This is a genomic window from Alloacidobacterium sp. (assembly GCF_035631355.1).
In the GTDB taxonomy this organism is placed as follows: Bacteria; Acidobacteriota; Terriglobia; order Terriglobales; family Acidobacteriaceae; genus Alloacidobacterium.
Window position 1 is genome coordinate 36,071 of sequence record NZ_DASQIX010000024.1, and the last position, 17,381, is coordinate 53,451.

The 17,381-nt window shown below is 58.0% G+C and carries 13 protein-coding genes; 7 read left to right on the forward strand and 6 right to left on the reverse strand.

From position 1 onward, the window contains the following. Positions 1–16: 16 nt before the first annotated feature. The gene (locus VEV40_RS05255; RefSeq protein ID WP_324830667.1) at positions 17–1,666 is read left to right on the forward strand and encodes a DUF5597 domain-containing protein; all 1,650 of its coding nucleotides are present in this window, start codon (positions 17–19) and stop codon (positions 1,664–1,666) included. Here VEV40_RS05255 and VEV40_RS05260 read toward each other — a convergent pair. The 4 genes from VEV40_RS05260 to VEV40_RS05275 form a co-directional block, all read right to left on the reverse strand. After that, complete coding sequence (locus tag VEV40_RS05260; protein WP_324830668.1) at positions 1,663–3,522, reverse strand: chloride channel protein; 1,860 nt, start codon at positions 3,520–3,522, stop codon at positions 1,663–1,665. The two genes, VEV40_RS05255 and VEV40_RS05260, sit on opposite strands and share 4 nt — an antisense overlap. Beyond that, positions 3,503–3,994: a MarR family winged helix-turn-helix transcriptional regulator gene (locus VEV40_RS05265; RefSeq protein WP_324830669.1), complete on the reverse strand. Its 492-nt coding sequence runs from the start codon at positions 3,992–3,994 to the stop codon at positions 3,503–3,505. The genes VEV40_RS05260 and VEV40_RS05265 overlap by 20 nt, the downstream gene beginning before the upstream one ends. Positions 3,995–4,171: 177 nt before the next feature. Then, the gene (locus VEV40_RS05270; RefSeq protein WP_324830670.1) at positions 4,172–7,501 is read right to left on the reverse strand and encodes a S41 family peptidase; all 3,330 of its coding nucleotides are present in this window, start codon (positions 7,499–7,501) and stop codon (positions 4,172–4,174) included. A 255-nt stretch (positions 7,502–7,756) separates the two neighbouring features. Continuing rightward, on the reverse strand, positions 7,757–8,845 hold the full coding sequence (locus tag VEV40_RS05275; RefSeq protein ID WP_324830671.1) for a LacI family DNA-binding transcriptional regulator: 1,089 nt from the start codon (positions 8,843–8,845) through the stop codon (positions 7,757–7,759). A 180-nt stretch (positions 8,846–9,025) separates the two neighbouring features. Here VEV40_RS05275 and VEV40_RS05280 point away from each other — a divergent pair, with 180 nt between their 5' ends. The 5 genes from VEV40_RS05280 to VEV40_RS05300 all read left to right on the forward strand — a co-directional run bounded on the left by VEV40_RS05280 (position 9,026) and on the right by VEV40_RS05300 (position 15,062). Beyond that, positions 9,026–9,718 carry an L-ribulose-5-phosphate 4-epimerase gene (locus VEV40_RS05280; RefSeq protein WP_324830672.1) on the forward strand — a complete coding sequence of 231 codons (693 nt, stop codon included), beginning with the start codon at positions 9,026–9,028 and terminating at the stop codon, positions 9,716–9,718. 90 nt (positions 9,719–9,808) lie between these two features. Beyond that, positions 9,809–11,554, forward strand: a complete 1,746-nt coding sequence (locus VEV40_RS05285) for a sodium:solute symporter family protein (protein ID WP_324830673.1) — start codon at positions 9,809–9,811, stop codon at positions 11,552–11,554. A 15-nt stretch (positions 11,555–11,569) separates the two neighbouring features. Continuing rightward, complete coding sequence (locus VEV40_RS05290) at positions 11,570–11,782, forward strand: hypothetical protein (RefSeq protein ID WP_324830674.1); 213 nt, start codon at positions 11,570–11,572, stop codon at positions 11,780–11,782. Between the two features lie 75 nt (positions 11,783–11,857). Beyond that, the gene (locus VEV40_RS05295; protein WP_324830676.1) at positions 11,858–13,279 is read left to right on the forward strand and encodes an L-fucose/L-arabinose isomerase family protein; all 1,422 of its coding nucleotides are present in this window, start codon (positions 11,858–11,860) and stop codon (positions 13,277–13,279) included. 199 nt (positions 13,280–13,478) lie between these two features. Continuing rightward, positions 13,479–15,062, forward strand: a complete 1,584-nt coding sequence (locus VEV40_RS05300; protein ID WP_324830677.1) for a ribulokinase — start codon at positions 13,479–13,481, stop codon at positions 15,060–15,062. Positions 15,063–15,073: 11 nt separating this feature from the next. On the opposite strand, the gene VEV40_RS05305 is transcribed toward VEV40_RS05300, so the two are convergent. After that, the gene (locus VEV40_RS05305; RefSeq protein WP_324830679.1) at positions 15,074–15,697 is read right to left on the reverse strand and encodes a TetR/AcrR family transcriptional regulator C-terminal domain-containing protein; all 624 of its coding nucleotides are present in this window, start codon (positions 15,695–15,697) and stop codon (positions 15,074–15,076) included. Positions 15,698–15,764: 67 nt separating this feature from the next. On the opposite strand from VEV40_RS05305, the gene VEV40_RS05310 reads away from it, so the two are divergent. Next, positions 15,765–16,727, forward strand: coding sequence for a zinc-binding alcohol dehydrogenase family protein (locus VEV40_RS05310; RefSeq protein WP_324830680.1), 963 nt, complete (start codon positions 15,765–15,767; stop codon positions 16,725–16,727). A 134-nt stretch (positions 16,728–16,861) separates the two neighbouring features. Here the strand turns inward: VEV40_RS05310 and larB are convergent. Next, the coding region (gene larB, locus VEV40_RS05315; RefSeq protein WP_324830681.1) for a nickel pincer cofactor biosynthesis protein LarB at positions 16,862–17,381 on the reverse strand (520 nt) is incomplete at its 5' end.

A 17,381-nucleotide genomic window follows, 5' to 3' on the forward strand; every position in this document is an offset into this window, starting at 1 on the left:
ATTTATAGTGTTGCGCATGGCTCATATTGGCTTGGGGCGACTCGATCCGGAAAACAGCTCCACGAAAACGAAATTTCAGAAATTCACAAATCGCCTTTTTAGGCAGGCGGCTCTTGCCTGCTTCCTTGCTTTCGGCATTCACTTGGCGCACGCGGCAGAGATGCCAAAGCTCGTGCAGGAGGATGGCCGTTACGCCCTCATAGTTGACGGAAAGCCCTACCTCATCCTCGGCGGCCAGATCAATAATTCAAGCGCATGGCCCGCTGTGCTGCCCGAGGTCTGGCCGCTCCTCGAAAAGATGCACGCCAACACCGTCGAAGCGCCTGTCTATTGGGAGCAGCTCGAACCCAAGCCCGGCCAGTTCGACTTCTCCATCGTCGATACGCTCGTCAACCAGGCGCGCCAGCACAATATGCACCTAGTCATCCTCTGGTTCGGCACCTGGAAAAACGGCCGGATGCACTATGTCCCCGAATGGGTCAAGACTGACACGGCCCACTATCCGCGCATGATCGACGCACGCGGCGAGCCTATCGATGTGCTCTCACCTAATGCTCCATCGAATCTCGAAGCCGATAAGCATGCCTTCGTTGCCCTCATGCGTCATTTGCGCGAGATCGACGGCGACCAGCACACCATCCTTCTCACTCAGGTTGAAAATGAGTCCGGCTCACTCGGAACTGTGCGCGACTTCTCCGCCGCAGCTGACAAGCAATTCTCCGGCCCCGTTCCTGATGAGCTAGTGAAAGCGCTGCATAAACATCCAGGCTCGTGGAAAGAAGTCTTCGGGCCTGACGCCGACGAAACCTTCGCAGCCTGGTCTGTCTCGCACTACATCGATCAGATAGCACAGGCCGGCAAGGCCGAGTTTCCACTGCCGATGTACTGCAATGTCTGGCTCGGCTCGCGCTCGCAAATCCCCGGCGTAAATTACCCAAGCGGCGGCGCCGTGGCTCACATGCTCGACGTCTGGAAGGCCGCCGCACACTCCATCGACATGATCGGGCCCGACATCTACATCGACGACTCCGATCTGTACCGCCAGGTGCTCGACGCCTACCACCGGCCAGACAACGCCATGTGGATTCCCGAAACCGGAGGCAGCGATGACTACGGGCGATATTTCTTCTATGCGCTCGCCCACGGAGCCATCGGTTTTTCGCCCTTCGGCATGGACCAGACAGGATGGACTTTCTCCGAAGACGAGTATCCAAAGCTGCACAGTCAGAACTATGCCCTGATCGAGCCAATGGACCGCGAAATTGCCCAGTGGAATTTTGAAGGCAAGCTCAAAACCGCCGTCGAAGAGCCCGGCGAGCCGCGTACGACTCTCGACTTCGGCAAATGGAAAGCCAACGTAACCTTCGGGCTTCCTCAATATGGCGACGCGCGTGTAACCGGCAGCAAAGAGCATGACGGCCGCGCCTTGATTGTGCAAATTTCAGAAGACGAATTCCTTGTCACCGGCTTCGACGCGCGTGTGCAGTTCCAGCTAGCTGAACAGCAAAGCAATCAGCACATGCAGTTTTTGCGCGTGGAAGAAGGCGGCTATCAGAATGGCGTCTGGAAAATGTCCCGCCTCTGGAACGGCGACCAGACCGACTACGGCCTGAACTTCAATCGCCAGCAGGGCAAAGTGGTACGCGCATCCCTCGGAACATATTAGTGCCTATGGGCAAGCTGGCCCGCCCGCTCTGCACGCCCAAACGGCAAGCGTATGCGCAGTACCTGCTCCCTCGCGCGCTCATCTTCAAGGTTTCTCGACCGCGCCCGCAGCAGATCGGTCAGTGACACCATGCCGACAATCTTCCCCGTTTCCGGCGAAAGCACCGGGAAGCGCGTAAAGCTTGTTTCCGCCATGCGATGCACCACGGCGCGAAGAGGCTCGTCGTCAAATGCCGTGATCGGGTCTTTATGCGCGATATCGCCCAGCCGTATTGTCCCCGCCTCGTTCCGCCTTTCCTGGAAGAGACTAAGCAACTGATTTCTCGTGACCACTCCAAGCAGATTATTCTCGCCATCGATCACCGGGAAGAGATGCTGGCCTTGCGGATGCTGGTCAAGCGGATGCGGAACCGGACGAATCAGTTCCCGTGCCTGCTCCAGCGTCCCGCTGCCGGGCAGCGCAACAATTTTCGTCCGCATCACTTCCCGCACAAACAGAATCTCCAGCGGATCCGTCCCATATTCGCGGCTCAGGTGATAGCCTCTGCGCGAAATTTTCTCCGTCAGAATCGACCGCCGCAACGTCAGCACAGTAAAAGCATGAGCCAGGAAACATGCCACGAGCAGCGGCAGCAGCATGTTCACGTCATGCGTCAGCTCAATTGCAAAAACAATCCCGGTAAACGGCGACCGCATCGTGCCGCCGAGAATCGCACCCATGCTCACCAGCGGCCAGAACCCCAGTCCAAAGTCCGGCAGAAAAGTGCTCTCGATGCCACCCAGCGCCGCGCCCATCATCAGCAATGGCGCAAGCACGCCGCCCGAGGTGCCCGACCCTAGCGAGATCATCCAGATAGCTGACTTCACCAGAAGCACCCCGGCAAAAATCTTGAGCGGAACATTGCCCGCCAACAGCGTCCTGATCGTGTCATAACCCACGCCCAGGGCCTGCGGAAAGATCAGTCCGCCGATGCCCACAAACACGCCACCAATAGCAGGCCACCACATCCAGTGAATGGGCAGCTTGCGGAAAAGGTCTTCACAGGCATAAACGCCGAGCGTCAGCAGCGCTGAGAGAATTCCGGCGGCGACTCCGGCAAGTGCACATGCAGCAATCCCCTGCGGGCCAATAAAGACTGGGTGTCCTGAAACCGGAAAAAGAGGCCCCACTCCAAGCAGATAGCGTCTCACCACGCACGCCGTAGCGCTCGCCAGCGCTACGGGAATCGCGCTGCGCGGCTTCCACTCAAACAGCAGCAGTTCTACACCGATCAACACGGAAGCGAGCGGCGCCGCGAATGTTGCCGACATGCCCGCCGATGCGCCCGCCACCAGCAGCGTGCGCCGTTCCATGCTCGTAAGGTGAAAGAACTGGCTGATCAGCGAGCCAAAAGCGCCACCCGTCATGATGATCGGGCCTTCAGCGCCGAACGGCCCGCCTGAGCCAATCGATATCGCCGCCGACAGCGGCTTCAGAATCGCCAGCCGTGGCCGCACTTTGCTGCCGTTGATCAGGATCGACTCTATCGCTTCAGGAATGCCGTGTCCGCGAATCCGCTCCGCGCCATAGCGCGCCATGAATCCCACAATCAGCGACCCCACCACCGGCACGAGTATCGCGTAAGCTCCAAGCTGATTGTTCGCGGGTGAAATAAACGCGGTGCTGAAGCGCTGGTAGTAGAAAGCGTTTGTGAATATGCCAATCAGCTTAATCAGGAACCAGGCCACATATGCACCCAGCACGCCGATGACAATCGCAAGAAGAGAAATAGGCAGAACCCGTATGTCGGTCGTGAAGTCGCCTAGCTCCTCAAGACTGGCTTTGTGCAGTCTCGCATCAGTTGGCTGTCTGCTCATGCAGCCTCCTGTGTGGCCGAACCTGATGCTGCGCCACGTCCAGCAGCGCTTCAGACAAAGCAGGGCCAGAAACGCGCAACTCCTGCCAGTGCAGAACTGAAAGCTGATGCAGCAGGTCTTCTCCGCGCTGAGTAAGCTCCACCAGAACTTCGCGCCGGTCAAGTTCGCTGTGCCGCCGCATCACCGCTCCATGTTCCACGAGCCGGTCTACCAGCTCCACTGTACTGTGATGCCGCAGGCAGAGCCTCTGCGAAAGCACCGTCACCGTCGGACGCAAATCTTCCGGAAGGCCCTTGATGGCCAGAAGCAGTTGGTGCTGTTGCGGTTCTATGCCCTGCGAACGAGCGGCTTCTTCACTGAAATGGAGGAACTGGCGGATGGAGTAACGGAACGCAGCTAGCTTCCGATAACCCGCAATGGATACATCTTTGTGGGGCGTTTCCGGGCGGACATCATGGCCTTGGAAAACCATTGACAAGCCCTGCCTGAGGTATATCGTATCACGATATGACGGCAGGCGGCAGACGTAACGAACATATAGTTTTGAAGGGGTACGGCTTCAGGCGTGCCGTCAGTGCCATGTTTTGAAGCGGCTTCAGCCGGTGAGGGATTGAATTTCTTTTAAAACATGCCGATCAATCAGCCCGTCCTACTTCACCCCCAAACCGTCCTGTGTGTGATAGTTCGGATAAGGCGGCTTCCGGTAAGCCGGCAGCGGATGCTCTTTCAACTCATCCATCACTTCCTGGACCGCCCGCTCCAGCTGTGGATCGCGCCCTGCTGCCACTGATTTCGGATCGTATTCCACTTCAATGTCCGGCTGGATGCCATGGTTCTCCACCTCAAATTCTCCAGCCAGCCCATAGATCGCGGTCCGCGGGGCTGTCACTCTGCCCCCGTCGAGCAGCACCGGATAGCCGCCGATGCCAACCAGCCCTCCCCACGTCCGCACACCGACCAGTTTGCCCAGTCCTGCCTTGCGGAAATACCACGGCATCAAATCGCCTCCCGATCCAGCTGATTGATTAATGATCATCACCTTCGGCCCGAAGATCGCACCCGCAGGGTCAGTCACGTCTTCGCCCTCGCGGGTTTCGTAGCGGCTCATCGGTACGCGGCGAAGCGTGTCAATCACATAGTCTGCAATGTCGCCACCCTCGTTGTAGCGCTCGTCAATCACCGCCGTCGGTTTGTCAACCTGCGAGAAGAAGTAACGGTTGAAGCTGGTGAATCCCGCACCGGCCGTGTTCGGCATGTAAATGTAGGCCGCGCGTCCTCCTGAAAGCTGCTCCACCTTGCGCCGGTTGCTCTCGATCCATGCAATATTGCGCAGGTTGTGCTCTGAAGGAATCGTAATCACCGTTACATCGCGAGCATCGTTTCCATCCGGTTTGGCGCCAACACGCAGCACTACCTGCTTGCCGGCCAGCCCGTCAAAAAAACTGTAGACATTGTCGGTCGCATGCAGCTCCCGCCCATTCACCGCCAGCAGATACTCGCCTTCCTTCACATTCACGCCCGGCTGCGTGAGCGGAGCCTGCATCGCGGGGTTCCAGTTTTCCCCGTTAAAGATTTTCTGGAAGCGATAGCGTCCGTTGTCGATCGTGTAGTCCGCTCCAAGTAGTCCGGTCTTTAGAGGATTCTCCGGTGGCCTCGGCCCGCCCACAAACATGTGCCCGATGGTGATCTCACCCAACATCTCCTCGAACAGATAGTTCAGATCGCTGCGCGACCCCAGCCCGGCCAGATACGGCTCATATTTCTTCGAAGCTTTCTCAATATCCAGGCCATGATGGTTCGGGTCGTAGAGGAAGTCGCGCTCGATGCGCCACGTCTCAAAATACATCTGCCGCCATTCCGCGCGCGGATCCACCGTGGCCTGCAGGGCGCCCAGGTTCAGGCTCTTCCCGACTGGTGAATCTCCGCCGCCAGGCTTCAAATCGTCCGTGTCGGCAATGAGCCAGCCCTCGCCCTTTTGGTAGAGCATCCGGTTGCCGTCATAGGAAACGACAAACGACCCGATATTCTCAAGCACCTGATCGGTCGAGCGCTTCTCCAGATTGAAGCGCCACAGAGCGCGCACATACGGCCCATCACCTTCATGCGACGACTGCGCCACCGGCAGCCCCTCACCCAGATACAGCACACCTTCCTTGCCCGCAGCAAGCGCGACATAATTGCGCGCCGGAATCGGCAGCGGCAGCGTGCGCCGGTCGATCCCGTCCAGATCAATCTTCACCACCGGCAGCTTTGTTTCATCTTTCTTGTCGCCCTCTTTGTTGTCTTTCTTGTCCTTGTCGGCATCGGGCTTCGCGTCTTTGTCTTTCTCCTTGCTCTTGTCTGCGGCTGCCTTCTCGTCATCGCTCTCCGGAGGCAGCGGCGAAGGCAAATCTTTTGACAGAACCACCACATACGCGCTGTTCGTTGTCGCCCGGTCCAGACTCGAAAGGTCGAATCCCGCCGCCGAAGGTCCTATGTCCGTGCTCGCCGTGAAATAAAGATATTTCCCATTGCGATCGAAGACCGCATTCTCCACATCGCTCATGCCATCGGTAATTTGCGTCGATGTATGCGTGTCCACTGAGTACAGATAAACCGTGTGAAGAAAGTTATGCAGCGTCTTCAGATACACAACCCACTTGCCGTCCGGAGACCAGCTCGCATGTTGCGACGGCCCGAAATCCTCATAATTGTCCGTATCAATCTTGACGGGCCGCCCGCCATCCACATCCACATACCAGAGGTTGATTTTCTTGTCGCCATAGAGAATGCGCTTCGAGTCCGGCGACCACTTCGGCGCATAGAAGAACGTCGGTGAAGGCCCCAGGTCGATGACCTTCTTCGCTCCAATGCCTTCCTGCGGAATGATGTAGAGCTGGTACTCACCCGATGCGTCGCTGAAATAGGCAATCGATTTCCCGTCCGGCGACCATGCAGGATCGCGCTCCGCCGCTGACGAGGTGTCTGTCAGATTGCGCGCGTCTCCCTTCTCGCGCGGAACCGTAAATATATCGCCATGCGCTTCAAAAACAGCGCGCGCGCCTGTCGGCGAAATCTCCGCATTCTGAATTTCCTTCGCCGCAATGGTTGCAACATGCGGCTCCAGTGCCGGAAGGTCGCCATGCAGCGTGATATTCACCGCATGTTCCGATTTGCTCGCCAGGTCGTAAAGATGAATGCTGCCGAACTGCTCATACACAATCCCGCCCGGCCCCGCATTCGCGGCCTTCAGATCGAAGCTTTGGTTTTCCACCGTCTGCTCGACCGCCTTGTTCTGCGTGTCGTACGAAAAAAGCGTGACCGGCCCGTTCCTGTCAGAAAGGAAATAAACCTTGTCCCCCACCCACATTGGATTCTTGTCGTTTGAATTTTCCCGCGGTACCTTCACCAGGTCGAGCGTCGACAGATTCACCAGCCATACCGGCTCCGTCTGCCCGCCGTGATATCGCTTCCATGCCCTCTGCCACTGATTAAAAGGCGTATAAGCGATCCACTTACCATCTTCGGAAATGGTCCCGCTGTCCGCTGAAGGCAGCGGCATCTCAATCGGAAGCCCCGAGCCGTCAGCCGAAATCTTGAACAACTGGGCAAAATCATTGAACGCGCTGCGCCCGCTAAGGAACAGAAGCTGCGATCCATCCGGCGTCCAGCCAACTACCGTGTCCCCGCCCGGATGAAACGTGATGCGCTTCGGCACTCCGCCGTCGGCGGAAATTACATACACATCATCATTGCCGTTAATCTCCGCCGAATATGCAATCCTGCTCCCATCTGGCGAAAAGAACGGCCCGGCGGTCAGCGCCGCCGTCGATGTCAGCCGCTGTGCCTCGCCACCATCGCGCGAGACGATCCACACATCGTCAGCGTAGCGAAAGGCAATTTTGTCTTTGCTCAAAGACGGATTGTGCAGCAGGAGTGGAGAAGCAAAAGCGGAAGCGGAAAACACAAGAGCAGTGCAAAGCCACAGGGGTCGAAACACTTGGCCTCCAAAAGCGGTCAAATCGTGGCGCAAGTCTACTATAGGCACCCCGCCACGCTGTACTACTTTCATTTCAACTCGGGTGCTATTCGGGTGCCCCACTCAAGCCCTCTTTTGGCTTGAGTGGGGTAGTTCGATTGGACCTGCACGATAGCGGGTGCCGGGTGCCCCACATCTTGAAAAGATGTGGGCTTTACAGGATATCTGGTGCCCCATCCTATCGCGCCTTTTGGATAGGGTGGGAGAGCACGGACCCTATTCGGCCTTGGCCGTCTTGCGAGACGTCCTTAATCCAGCCTTCGGAGGATAGCCAGTCGATTGCCTGACCGTAAGTTTCGTCTGAATGTGCCACGACTTCCGGGCATGGCTATGCGCGGGCTCCACATGAGAACGCAATGCGCTGAATGCTGCCCGTGCCAGATCGTTGCGCGCCATCCGGACCGTAGTCAGCGGAGGATACACAAACTCGGCAAGATGAATATCGTCAAACCCAATCACCGATATGTCATCGGGGACCCGCAGCCCCCTGTTCGCCAGCACCCGCAGTGCGCCTATTGCGGTCATATCATTGGAACACATCACCGCGGTAGGCAATTCCCTGCCGCGCAGGATCTGCCCCATCGCTTCCATGCCGCCTTCGAGCGTATGGTCGCCTTCCACCAGCCATTCCGGCATGGGCTGCACGCCAATCTCCGCCGCCGAACTCAGAAACGCCTCCTTGCGAAGCTGGCAGCTTCTCTGCTGTATCGGCCCGCTGATGAACCCCAGTCTGCGGTGGCCCAGCGCGCCCAGGTGCTGCACGCCCTCCCGAATCCCGTGATGGTAATCCACCGCCAGTGTGCTCACGTTCTCGCTCGGTGGCGCGGCATCCACAAATACCATTGGGATATTCCGCGAAACCAGTTCCTCCAGCAGCGGCCCTTCAATGCCGAACGTCATCACCGCCACGCCTTCCACGTTTCGCTCGATCATGCGACGGATACAGATCTCCATGCGCTCCGGATCGTAGTTCGTCGAGCCGATGAGGATTTCGTAGTTATTCTCAATCGCGATGTCCTCAAATCCCTGAATCAATTCCGGGAAAAAGGGGTTCGTGATCTCCGAAATCAGCAGCCCGAAGAGCCGGCTGCGCCCTGAAACCAGCGCCCGCGCCTGCGTGTTCGGAAAATAATTCAGCTCCTCAATCGACTTCCAGACACGCTTGGCCAGTTCCTTATCCACCGTCGGCACACGGTTGATGGTGCGGGAAACCGTAGCGATGGACACACGCGCGTGCTTGGCGACATCGCGTATGTCCAGCCGCTTCTTGTCGCCTTTCTTTTGTCTCGGTCTTTTCTTAACCATGGATAAAGCGGCCATCCGCTTGACTTGGCAAGTGTAAATTGCGTAAGGTCAAAGCGCTAGTAAACGTTTGCTAGAAAATCCATTTACTAAGAAAATATCGGAAAGAGCTATTTCATAAATCGCTTTAGTAAGATATCGGAAGCATACTTTTCCCCATTTCCGCGATAAGGCAGAATACCCATGCTTGACGATCTCCGCGCCCAGGTTCTTGAGGCCAACCTCGAATTGGTCCGCCGCGGCCTGGTTCTCTTCACCTTCGGAAACGTCAGCGGCATCGACCGCCAGACCGGCCTCGTCGCCATCAAGCCCAGCGGCGTCCCCTATGAGTCCATGCAGACAGAACACATGGTCATCACCGATCTCGATGGCAAAATCGTCGAAGGTGATCTCCGCCCGTCATCCGACCTCGCCACGCATCTGCTCCTCTACCGCGAGTTCCCGACCATCGGCGCAGTCGTGCATACGCATTCTGAATACGCCACCGCCTGGGCCCAGGCCGGACGCAGCATTCCCGCCTACGGTACCACCCACGCCGACTATTTCTACGGCCCCGTTCCTGTCACAGAAGAACTCTCCGCCGACGACATCAACGGCGACTACGTCCACAACACCGGTCTGGCCATCGTCCGCCGATTCCATAATCTCGACCCCGATGCCGTGCCCGCTGTGCTCGTAGCCGGACACGCTCCATTCTGCTGGGGCAAAACACCGGCAGACGCTGCGCACAACGCCGTTGTCCTCGAATCCGTCGCCCGCATGGCCTTTTACACCACAACCCTCAACCCCGAATGCAAAGGCGTGTCCCAGACGCTGCTCGATCGCCACTATTTCCGCAAACATGGCGCTCGTGCAACCTACGGACAAAAAAGTTGAAGACTTTCACGCATCGCAGGCCGCACAATTTGAATTTCGCGCAAGCGTATATGAGCAATCACCGTCACCCTAGCCGAGGCAATCAAGATCATGCCCTTTGAACACGCCCACCGACTCTTCAACCATCCCCCGGCTCTCGCCTTTTTTCAGACCCCGGGCAAGTCGCTCGCCCATCTCAACGGGGTCGACATCCTTGTCATCGCGGTCTACTTCGCCATCGTCATCTTCATCGGCTTCTACCTGAAAGGCTCTACCAACACCAGCGAAGAGTTCTTCATGGCCGGGCGCGAAATGACCGCATGGATCGCTGGCCTCAGCTTCGTCTCTGCCAACCTCGGCTCGCTTGAGTTGATGGGCTGGGCCGGCTCCGCCTACCAGTACGGCATCCTCGCCACGCACTGGTATTGGATCGGCGCCATCCCCGCCATGCTCTTCCTAGGCATCGTCATGATGCCCTTCTACTACATCTCAAAGACCCACTCCGTCCCCGGCTATCTGCATCTGCGCTACGGCGACGGCGCACGCGCTCTCTCAGCCATCAGTTTCGCTTTCATGACTGTGCTCATGAGCGGCATAAATATGTATTCGATGGCCATCGTCATGAAGGTCGTCCTCGGCTGGAACCTCAATTTCAGCATCTGGGTCTCATCTATCACTGTTGCTTTATATGTTGCTCTTGGTGGGCTTCGTTCAGCGATCTTCAACGAAGTCCTGCAGTTCCTTCTCATCTGGCTTGGCGCGCTGCTCGTGCCTATCCTCGGACTCGTCGAAGTCGGCGGCTGGACCAACCTACGCGAACAAATTCTGCATCGACTCGGTTCCGCTGAATACGTTCACATGTGGAGCACGCTCGGCCATTTCCACGACAACCCCATGGGTATCCACTGGACGGGCATTGTCTTCGGCCTCGGCCTTGTCATCAGCTTCGGGTACTGGACGACCGACTTCCTCGTCGTCCAGCGCGTACTCTCCGCGCACAATCTGCGCGCCGCCCGCATGGCCCCCATCATCGGCGCTGGATTCAAAATGGCCGTGCCCTTCATCGTCATCCTGCCCGGCCTGCTTGCTCTCTCCGTCCTGCCTTTCCACCTTGTTGGAGCACCCGAGGCGCTTGCCACCGGACAGCACAGCTATAACGAAGTCCTTCCGCTCATGCTCGTCCGCTACTGCAGCCCTGGACTCCTCGGCCTCGGCGTCACCGCGCTCATCGCCGGCTTCATGTCCGGCATGGCAGGCAACGTCAGCGCCTTTTCCACGGTATGGACCTACGACATCTACGGCGCATTCCTCAATAAGAAGGCCACCGACCAGCACTACGTCTCCATGGGCCGCTGGTGCACCTTTATCGGCGTGCTCATCTCCGTCGGCACCGCGTATCTGGTACAGCACGCGGCCAGCATCATGGACTACGTGCAGGCACTCTTCAGCTTCTTCATCGCGCCGCTCTTCGGCACCGTCATTCTCGGTATGTTATGGAAGCGCGCCACCAAAGCCGCCGGATTCTGGGGTCTGCTGGCGGGGACGTGTACCGCCATCGGCCTCTGGGCATGGGTGCATCACGATCCGTCGGCCCTGCGCTACGTCGCGCTTTCGCCGGATGCCAAAACCATGGCCGAAGACATGTACCGCGCCCTCTGGTCGTGGCTTGTCTGCGTCATTGTGACCGTGATTGTCAGCTACGCGACCAAGCCCAAGCCCGAAGCCGAGCTAGAAGGTCTGGTCTACGGTGCATCGAAAATTCCCGAAGAGCACGACGACCACTGGTATCAGAAGCCGATTATCTGGGCCAGCGTCATCGCTGTCATCTTCGTCATCCTCAACGTCATATTCTGGTAAGGAGAGATCACAACAATGCGCGAAGCAATGTCGATCTGGTTTTTCGCGGGCGTCCTCTTCCTCATCTACGGCGTCATCATTACAGCGGAAGGCTTCTGGGAGCTCGCTCATCCGCCTCTGCATCCGCCGGTCTTGTTCAATTTGCACGCATCATTATGGTGGGGCGGCATGATGGCCATTGCCGGCCTGGTCTACACAATCCACTTCTGGCCGCGTGTCCGAAAATAACGGGTGCGGGTGCCCCACATCTCGAAGAGATGTGGGTTTTGCAGCAAAGAATTAAGGAAAACTTAAAGGAACGAGATGAAAAAGCAACTCACATTCGGAGTCATCGTAGGCAGCCGCGGATTCTTCCCTCATCACCTCGCAAAAGAAGGCCGCGAAGAGATGATCAAGGCCCTCGACGCCGACGGCTACAAGAGCATCGTGCTGTCGCCCGAGCAAACGCAGCACGGAGCCGTCCAGACACCCGACGACGCCCGCCACTGCGCCGAGCTGTTCAAGAAACATCGCGAAGAAATCGACGGCATCATCGTTACGCTGCCCAACTTCGGCGAAGAGCGCGCCATCGTCGACGCCATCCGTCTCTCCGGGCTTAAAGTCCCGGTGCTCGTGCAGGCCACGCCCGACCGCGCCGACATCATGAAGATCGCCAACCGCCGCGACAGCTTCTGCGGCAAGATGTCCGCCTGCAACAACCTCATGCAGTACGGCATCCCCTACTCGCTGACAGCGCTGCACACCGTCTCGCCCAGCTCCGAGGCCTTCAGGAAAGACCTAGCCTGGTTCGCCGCCGTCTGCCGTGTCGTCAACGGCTTTCACAATCTCCGCATCGGCGCCATCGGCGCGCGTCCCGCGGCCTTCAATACCGTCCGCTACAGTGAAAAGCTTCTCGAACTCAACGGCATCTCCGTCGAAACCCTCGATCTCTCCGAAATCATGGGCCGCATCAACCGCATGAAGGACACTGACGATGCTGCGCAATCCAAGCTCTCGGCCATCAAGTCCTATGTGTCTACAACCGGTATCCCAAATGAAGCCCTTCTAAAGATGGCCAAACTCGGCGCGGTCATCGATGGCTGGATGAAGGAAACCTACTGCACCATCAGCGCCATCCAGTGCTGGACATCGCTCGAAGAATACTTCGGCGTCGTGCCCTGCACCGTCATGAGCATGATGAGCGAGAACCTGTTCTCCAGCGCCTGCGAAACCGACGTGGTCGGCGTCCTCAGCATGTATGGCCTCGCGCTCGCGTCGCAGACCCCAAGCGCATTGCTCGACTGGAACAACAACTACGGCGACGATCCCAATAAGGCCGTCTGCTTCCACTGCTCTAACCTGCCCAAACACTTCTTCGCCGACGTCAGGATGGATTTCCAGGAGATCATCGCCGGGACCGTCGGCAAGGAGAACACTTTCGGCACCTGCGTTGGCCGCGTCAAAGCCGGAGCCATGAGCTATCTCCGCTTCTCAACCGATGATTTCCACGGAAAAATCCGCGGCTATGTCGGCGAAGGCGAATTCACCAACGATCCTCTTGAAACCTTCGGGGGCGCGGGCGTCGTAAAAATTCCCAACATGCAGAGGCTCCTGCGCTTCATCTGCGAAAAGGGATTCGAGCACCACGTCGCCGGCAACTTCTCAACCGTCGCCAGCCCGGTTTACGAAGCCGCCACGCGCTACCTTAACTGGGACATGCACTACCACGACAACCCCAACGCTTAACTTCTCCCTGCTGTCATCCTGAGGAGCAAAGCGTCGAAGGATCTGCTTTTTTGCTGACGAGCCTCACAACTACGGGTGCCCCATCCTATCGCGCATTTTGCGTTAGGGTGGGAAGCCATCAACTTTATGATCAGCGGCTCATCTCACCCTCACGCCCCGAGCACCGTGATAAAAAGGGATTTCAACCCCTGAGGTAACAATGCCCACAGTAGCAGGCGTAGATTTCGGAACACTCAGCGTTCGCGTCACCCTCCTCGACAGCGAAAAAGGCCGCCTCTCAACCGCCAGCGCCGAATACCCGCTTCACCGCAAGCGCGAAGACCCCGACTACGCCACGCAGTCCCATGAGGACCAGATGGACGCACTCGTCAAAGCCAAGCGCCAGGCCATCAAAGACGCGGGCATCGACGGCAACCAGATCGAAGCCATGGCGCTCGACACCACCGGCTCCAGCGTCATCCCCGTCGGAGAAAACCTCCAGCCGCTCGATGACTACTACCTCTGGTGCGATCACCGCGCCAAAGAAGAAGCGCAGCAGATCACCGAACTCGCCCACCGCGAGCACCTCGAAGCCATCGAATGGTGCGGCGGCGTGTACTCCCACGAATGGGGCTTCGCCAAGCTCCTCCACTGGCTCCGCCACAATCCCGACAAGCGCAGCCGCTTCGTCACCGCCTTCGAACACTGTGACATGGTCGCCGCCACTCTCTGCGGCATCGCCGACGCAGCGCAGGTCAAGCGCAGCGTCTGCGCCATGGGTCACAAGTGGATGTGGAACCCCAAGTGGGACGGCCTGCCCGCACAAGCCTTCCTCTCCAAGCTCGACCCGCTCTTCGACGGCATCCGCGCCAAGCTCTCAGGCAGCTACGAAACCTCGGACAACCTCGCCGGACACCTCGCACCCAAATGGGCCGAGGCCCTGGGTCTCCGCGCCGGAATTCCCATCCCCGTCGGCGCATTCGACGCGCACTGGGACGCCATCGGCGCAGGCTGCCGCGAAGGCGACGTCGTAAATGTCGTCGGCACATCCACCTGCATCATCGCCATACAAAAGAAACCAACCCTCGTCCCCGGCGTCTGCGGAGTCGTCCCCGGCAGCGTCCACCCCACCTACACCGGTGTCGAAGCCGGCCTCTCCGCAACCGGAGACATCTTCGAAGCCATAGCCCGCCGCGCCGGACACAAAGTGTCGGAATTATCGAAAGGCTTGGAAACCTACCGCGCCGGACAAACCGGCCTCCTCCGCCTCAGTTGGGACAACGGCGACCGCACCGTCCTCGTCAATTCCGAGCTCGGCGGCGTCACCCTCGGCTGGAACCTCATCCACACCGCGCAGGATGAGCTCTTCGCCGCCATCGAAGGCACAGCCTTCCACACCCGCATCATCCTCGAGCGCATGGCCGAATACGGCGTCCCCGTCGACCGCGTCATCAACGCCGGAGGCATCCCACAGAACAACCAGGTCCTCAATCAGGTCTACGCCGACGTCCTCGGCAAACCCGTCCTCGTCCCCGCCGGAATCCCCACCAGCCTCGGCTCCGGCATCTTCGCCCTGCTGGCGGCAAAGACATTTGCCTCAGTCGAAGAAGCACAGGACAAAATGTGCCTCAAATACAAAACTTTTGCACCAAATCCGGCAGCAAATGCGACATATAACCGCCTTTTTGCGCACAATAAGCGGCTTTATTTTGCACTTGGAAAGCGCAATTCCGACCCCGCCGCCCTCGGCGACGTCCTCCCCGACCTTCGCAAAATCGCGGCTGAAGCCATGAGCAAGGCTTGACTGGCTTCTGCCTATTTAGGCTGCTTTCGAGTCGCAGCTAGGCCAGCGATGATGATTCTGAGGCCATCCATAAAGCGGCGATCATACTGAGTGAAAATATATTTGCCAGCTTCGCGGGCCAAAGGCTGCGCAGGATCAATTCGAGCATTCCGCGCTTCAAGCTCAAAGAATGCGTCTCCAGCGGCAGCCTGTTCTTCAATGACAAACCCAACCACATAACTGTAGATCGTGGAAAGAGCAACCACAGCCTGATAGTTTGAATAACCCATTTCGGCAAGCCTGCCTAGGGCCCCCTCCATGGGCTTGTAAAGTGAAGTGTCTGTCAGGCGCGTGCCGCTAATCATACGTGCGCCATCTCGATAAGTAAGAAAGATACGTCGCAGATTCCGGCCGTACGCTAGGCCCCATTTCTCCCATCTCGTCCGCGTAGACCATGACATCTCCTTCAGGCCCCGCATGAGTGCCGTGGTGGCCATTTCGTCCAGCAGTTCCTGCTTGTTTTTGAAATGCCAATAGATAGCTGGAGCCTGTACGTCCAAGACGGCAGCCAGACGGCGTAGCGTGAGACCTTCAAGCCCCACTTCATCGAGCAACTTCAGGGCGGAATCAATCACAATGGTTCGGTCTAGTGGCATGCAAAATTCTTTTTGACAATTTTTCCTTAACAATGTTAAGTTATTTAACGATGTTAAGGAGAATTTAATGAATGCAGCCGTTATTAGGTCCTTCTCCACGCCACCCAGCTACTCTACCTTCGCCGACCCACAGCCATCCGAAGGCGAGCTGATCGCAAAAGTCGCCGCTGCCGGATTGCACCCCATTGTACGAGCGTTGGCGAGCGGGAAGCATTACGCAAGCGCGGAAGCACTGCCCTTCATCCCCGGCGTCGATGGAGCGGGACGCCTCGAAGACGGCACGCGCATCTTCTTCGGAACAGCCCGGCCGCCCTACGGCACCTTCGCCGAAAAAGCCGTCACCACCAAAGGCATGTACATAAAAATTCCTGACGGCCTCGACGAAGTCACTGCGGCTGGAATCGCGAATCCCGGCATGTCCTCCTGGGCCGCGCTCAAAGCGCGAGCAAAATTCGCAGCGGGAGAAAGCGTCCTGATTTTGGGCGCGACAGGAATTGCTGGCAAGCTCTCCGTCCAGATCGCCAAATGCCTCGGAGCGCGTCGCATAGTAGCCGCCGGACGCAATCCGCAAGCCCTCGAAAAGCTGCAAAGCCTGGGCGCAGACGCAACCATCTCTCTCACCCAGGATCACGACGCGCTCGTCTCCGCTTTCCGCGACGAAATCGCCGAGAATGGTGTGGATGTGGTGCTTGATTATGTGTGGGGCGCTCCGGCTGAAGCCGTGCTTGCAGCCATCGCGCAGAAAGGACTAAAGCACGCCTCGGCGCGTATCCGCTTTATTCAAATTGGAAACAGCGCCGCGTCGACCATCACTCTGCCTGCTGCGACGCTGCGCAGTTCGGGGTTGGAGCTATTGGGAAGCGGCTTCGGCAGCGCATCCCTGGACGAAATTTTCCAAGCAGTACGCGAATTCTTTGAAGTCGCTGCAAAAAGTCCGTTCCAGGTGAATTTGAAGACGGTACCGCTTTGCGATATCGAATCCGCCTGGAACAACCCGGAGCGGGACACGCGGATCGTCTTCCAACCGTAAGGTTCTATAAATAAGGCACCATTTTTCGTACGTCTACTAAAGAGAATGGGCCTCGCTCCGCAAGGCAAAAGGCGCACGCATTTGATGCGTGCGGGTCCTTCCGCTTCGCTTAGGATGACAATTCTTGGAGTGTATCAGTCGCCTTCGGAGGCTTGCATCTGAATTTTGGCGGTTTCTCTTCCGACTGAACGCAACATCATGGCCGCGACATAAGCCGCGCCAAAACCATTGTCGATGTTCACCACGGCAACATTGGGAGCGCAGGAATTGAGCATGCCCAGCAGCGCGGTAAGGCCGCCAAACGCGGCACCGTAGCCAACACTTGTGGGCACGGCAATCACCGGAGCGGCAACGAGACCGCCGACAACGCTAGGCAATGCTCCTTCCATGCCTGCGCAAACGATGACAGCGCGGGATGCTCTGAGCGTTTCACTTTGCGCGAGCAGACGGTGCAACCCGGCGACGCCAACATCGTAGACACGCTCGACTTTGACGCCGAGATACTCGGCAGCGACCGCAGCCTCCTCAGCAACAGGAATATCGCTGGTGCCCGCGCATAATACAGCAAGCGGCCCTGCGCTGGGTGATGCACCGGTCTGACGAAGTCCAATGACTCGAGCTTCGGTATGATATTCAGCTTCCGGAACCATCTGC

Excerpts from the sequence above, each read along its gene's own strand:
- VEV40_RS05255 (WP_324830667.1), top strand. The coding sequence starts at position 17 with ATGGCTCATATTGGCTTGGGGCGACTCGATCCGGAAAACAGCTCCACG.
- VEV40_RS05260 (WP_324830668.1), bottom strand. The coding sequence starts at position 3,522 with ATGAGCAGACAGCCAACTGATGCGAGACTGCACAAAGCCAGTCTTGAG.
- VEV40_RS05265 (WP_324830669.1), bottom strand. The coding sequence starts at position 3,994 with ATGGTTTTCCAAGGCCATGATGTCCGCCCGGAAACGCCCCACAAAGAT.
- VEV40_RS05275 (WP_324830671.1), bottom strand. The coding sequence starts at position 8,845 with ATGGTTAAGAAAAGACCGAGACAAAAGAAAGGCGACAAGAAGCGGCTG.
- VEV40_RS05280 (WP_324830672.1), top strand. The coding sequence starts at position 9,026 with ATGCTTGACGATCTCCGCGCCCAGGTTCTTGAGGCCAACCTCGAATTG.
- VEV40_RS05285 (WP_324830673.1), top strand. The coding sequence starts at position 9,809 with ATGCCCTTTGAACACGCCCACCGACTCTTCAACCATCCCCCGGCTCTC.
- VEV40_RS05290 (WP_324830674.1), top strand. The coding sequence starts at position 11,570 with ATGCGCGAAGCAATGTCGATCTGGTTTTTCGCGGGCGTCCTCTTCCTC.
- VEV40_RS05295 (WP_324830676.1), top strand. The coding sequence starts at position 11,858 with ATGAAAAAGCAACTCACATTCGGAGTCATCGTAGGCAGCCGCGGATTC.
- VEV40_RS05300 (WP_324830677.1), top strand. The coding sequence starts at position 13,479 with ATGCCCACAGTAGCAGGCGTAGATTTCGGAACACTCAGCGTTCGCGTC.
- VEV40_RS05305 (WP_324830679.1), bottom strand. The coding sequence starts at position 15,697 with ATGCCACTAGACCGAACCATTGTGATTGATTCCGCCCTGAAGTTGCTC.
- VEV40_RS05310 (WP_324830680.1), top strand. The coding sequence starts at position 15,765 with ATGAATGCAGCCGTTATTAGGTCCTTCTCCACGCCACCCAGCTACTCT.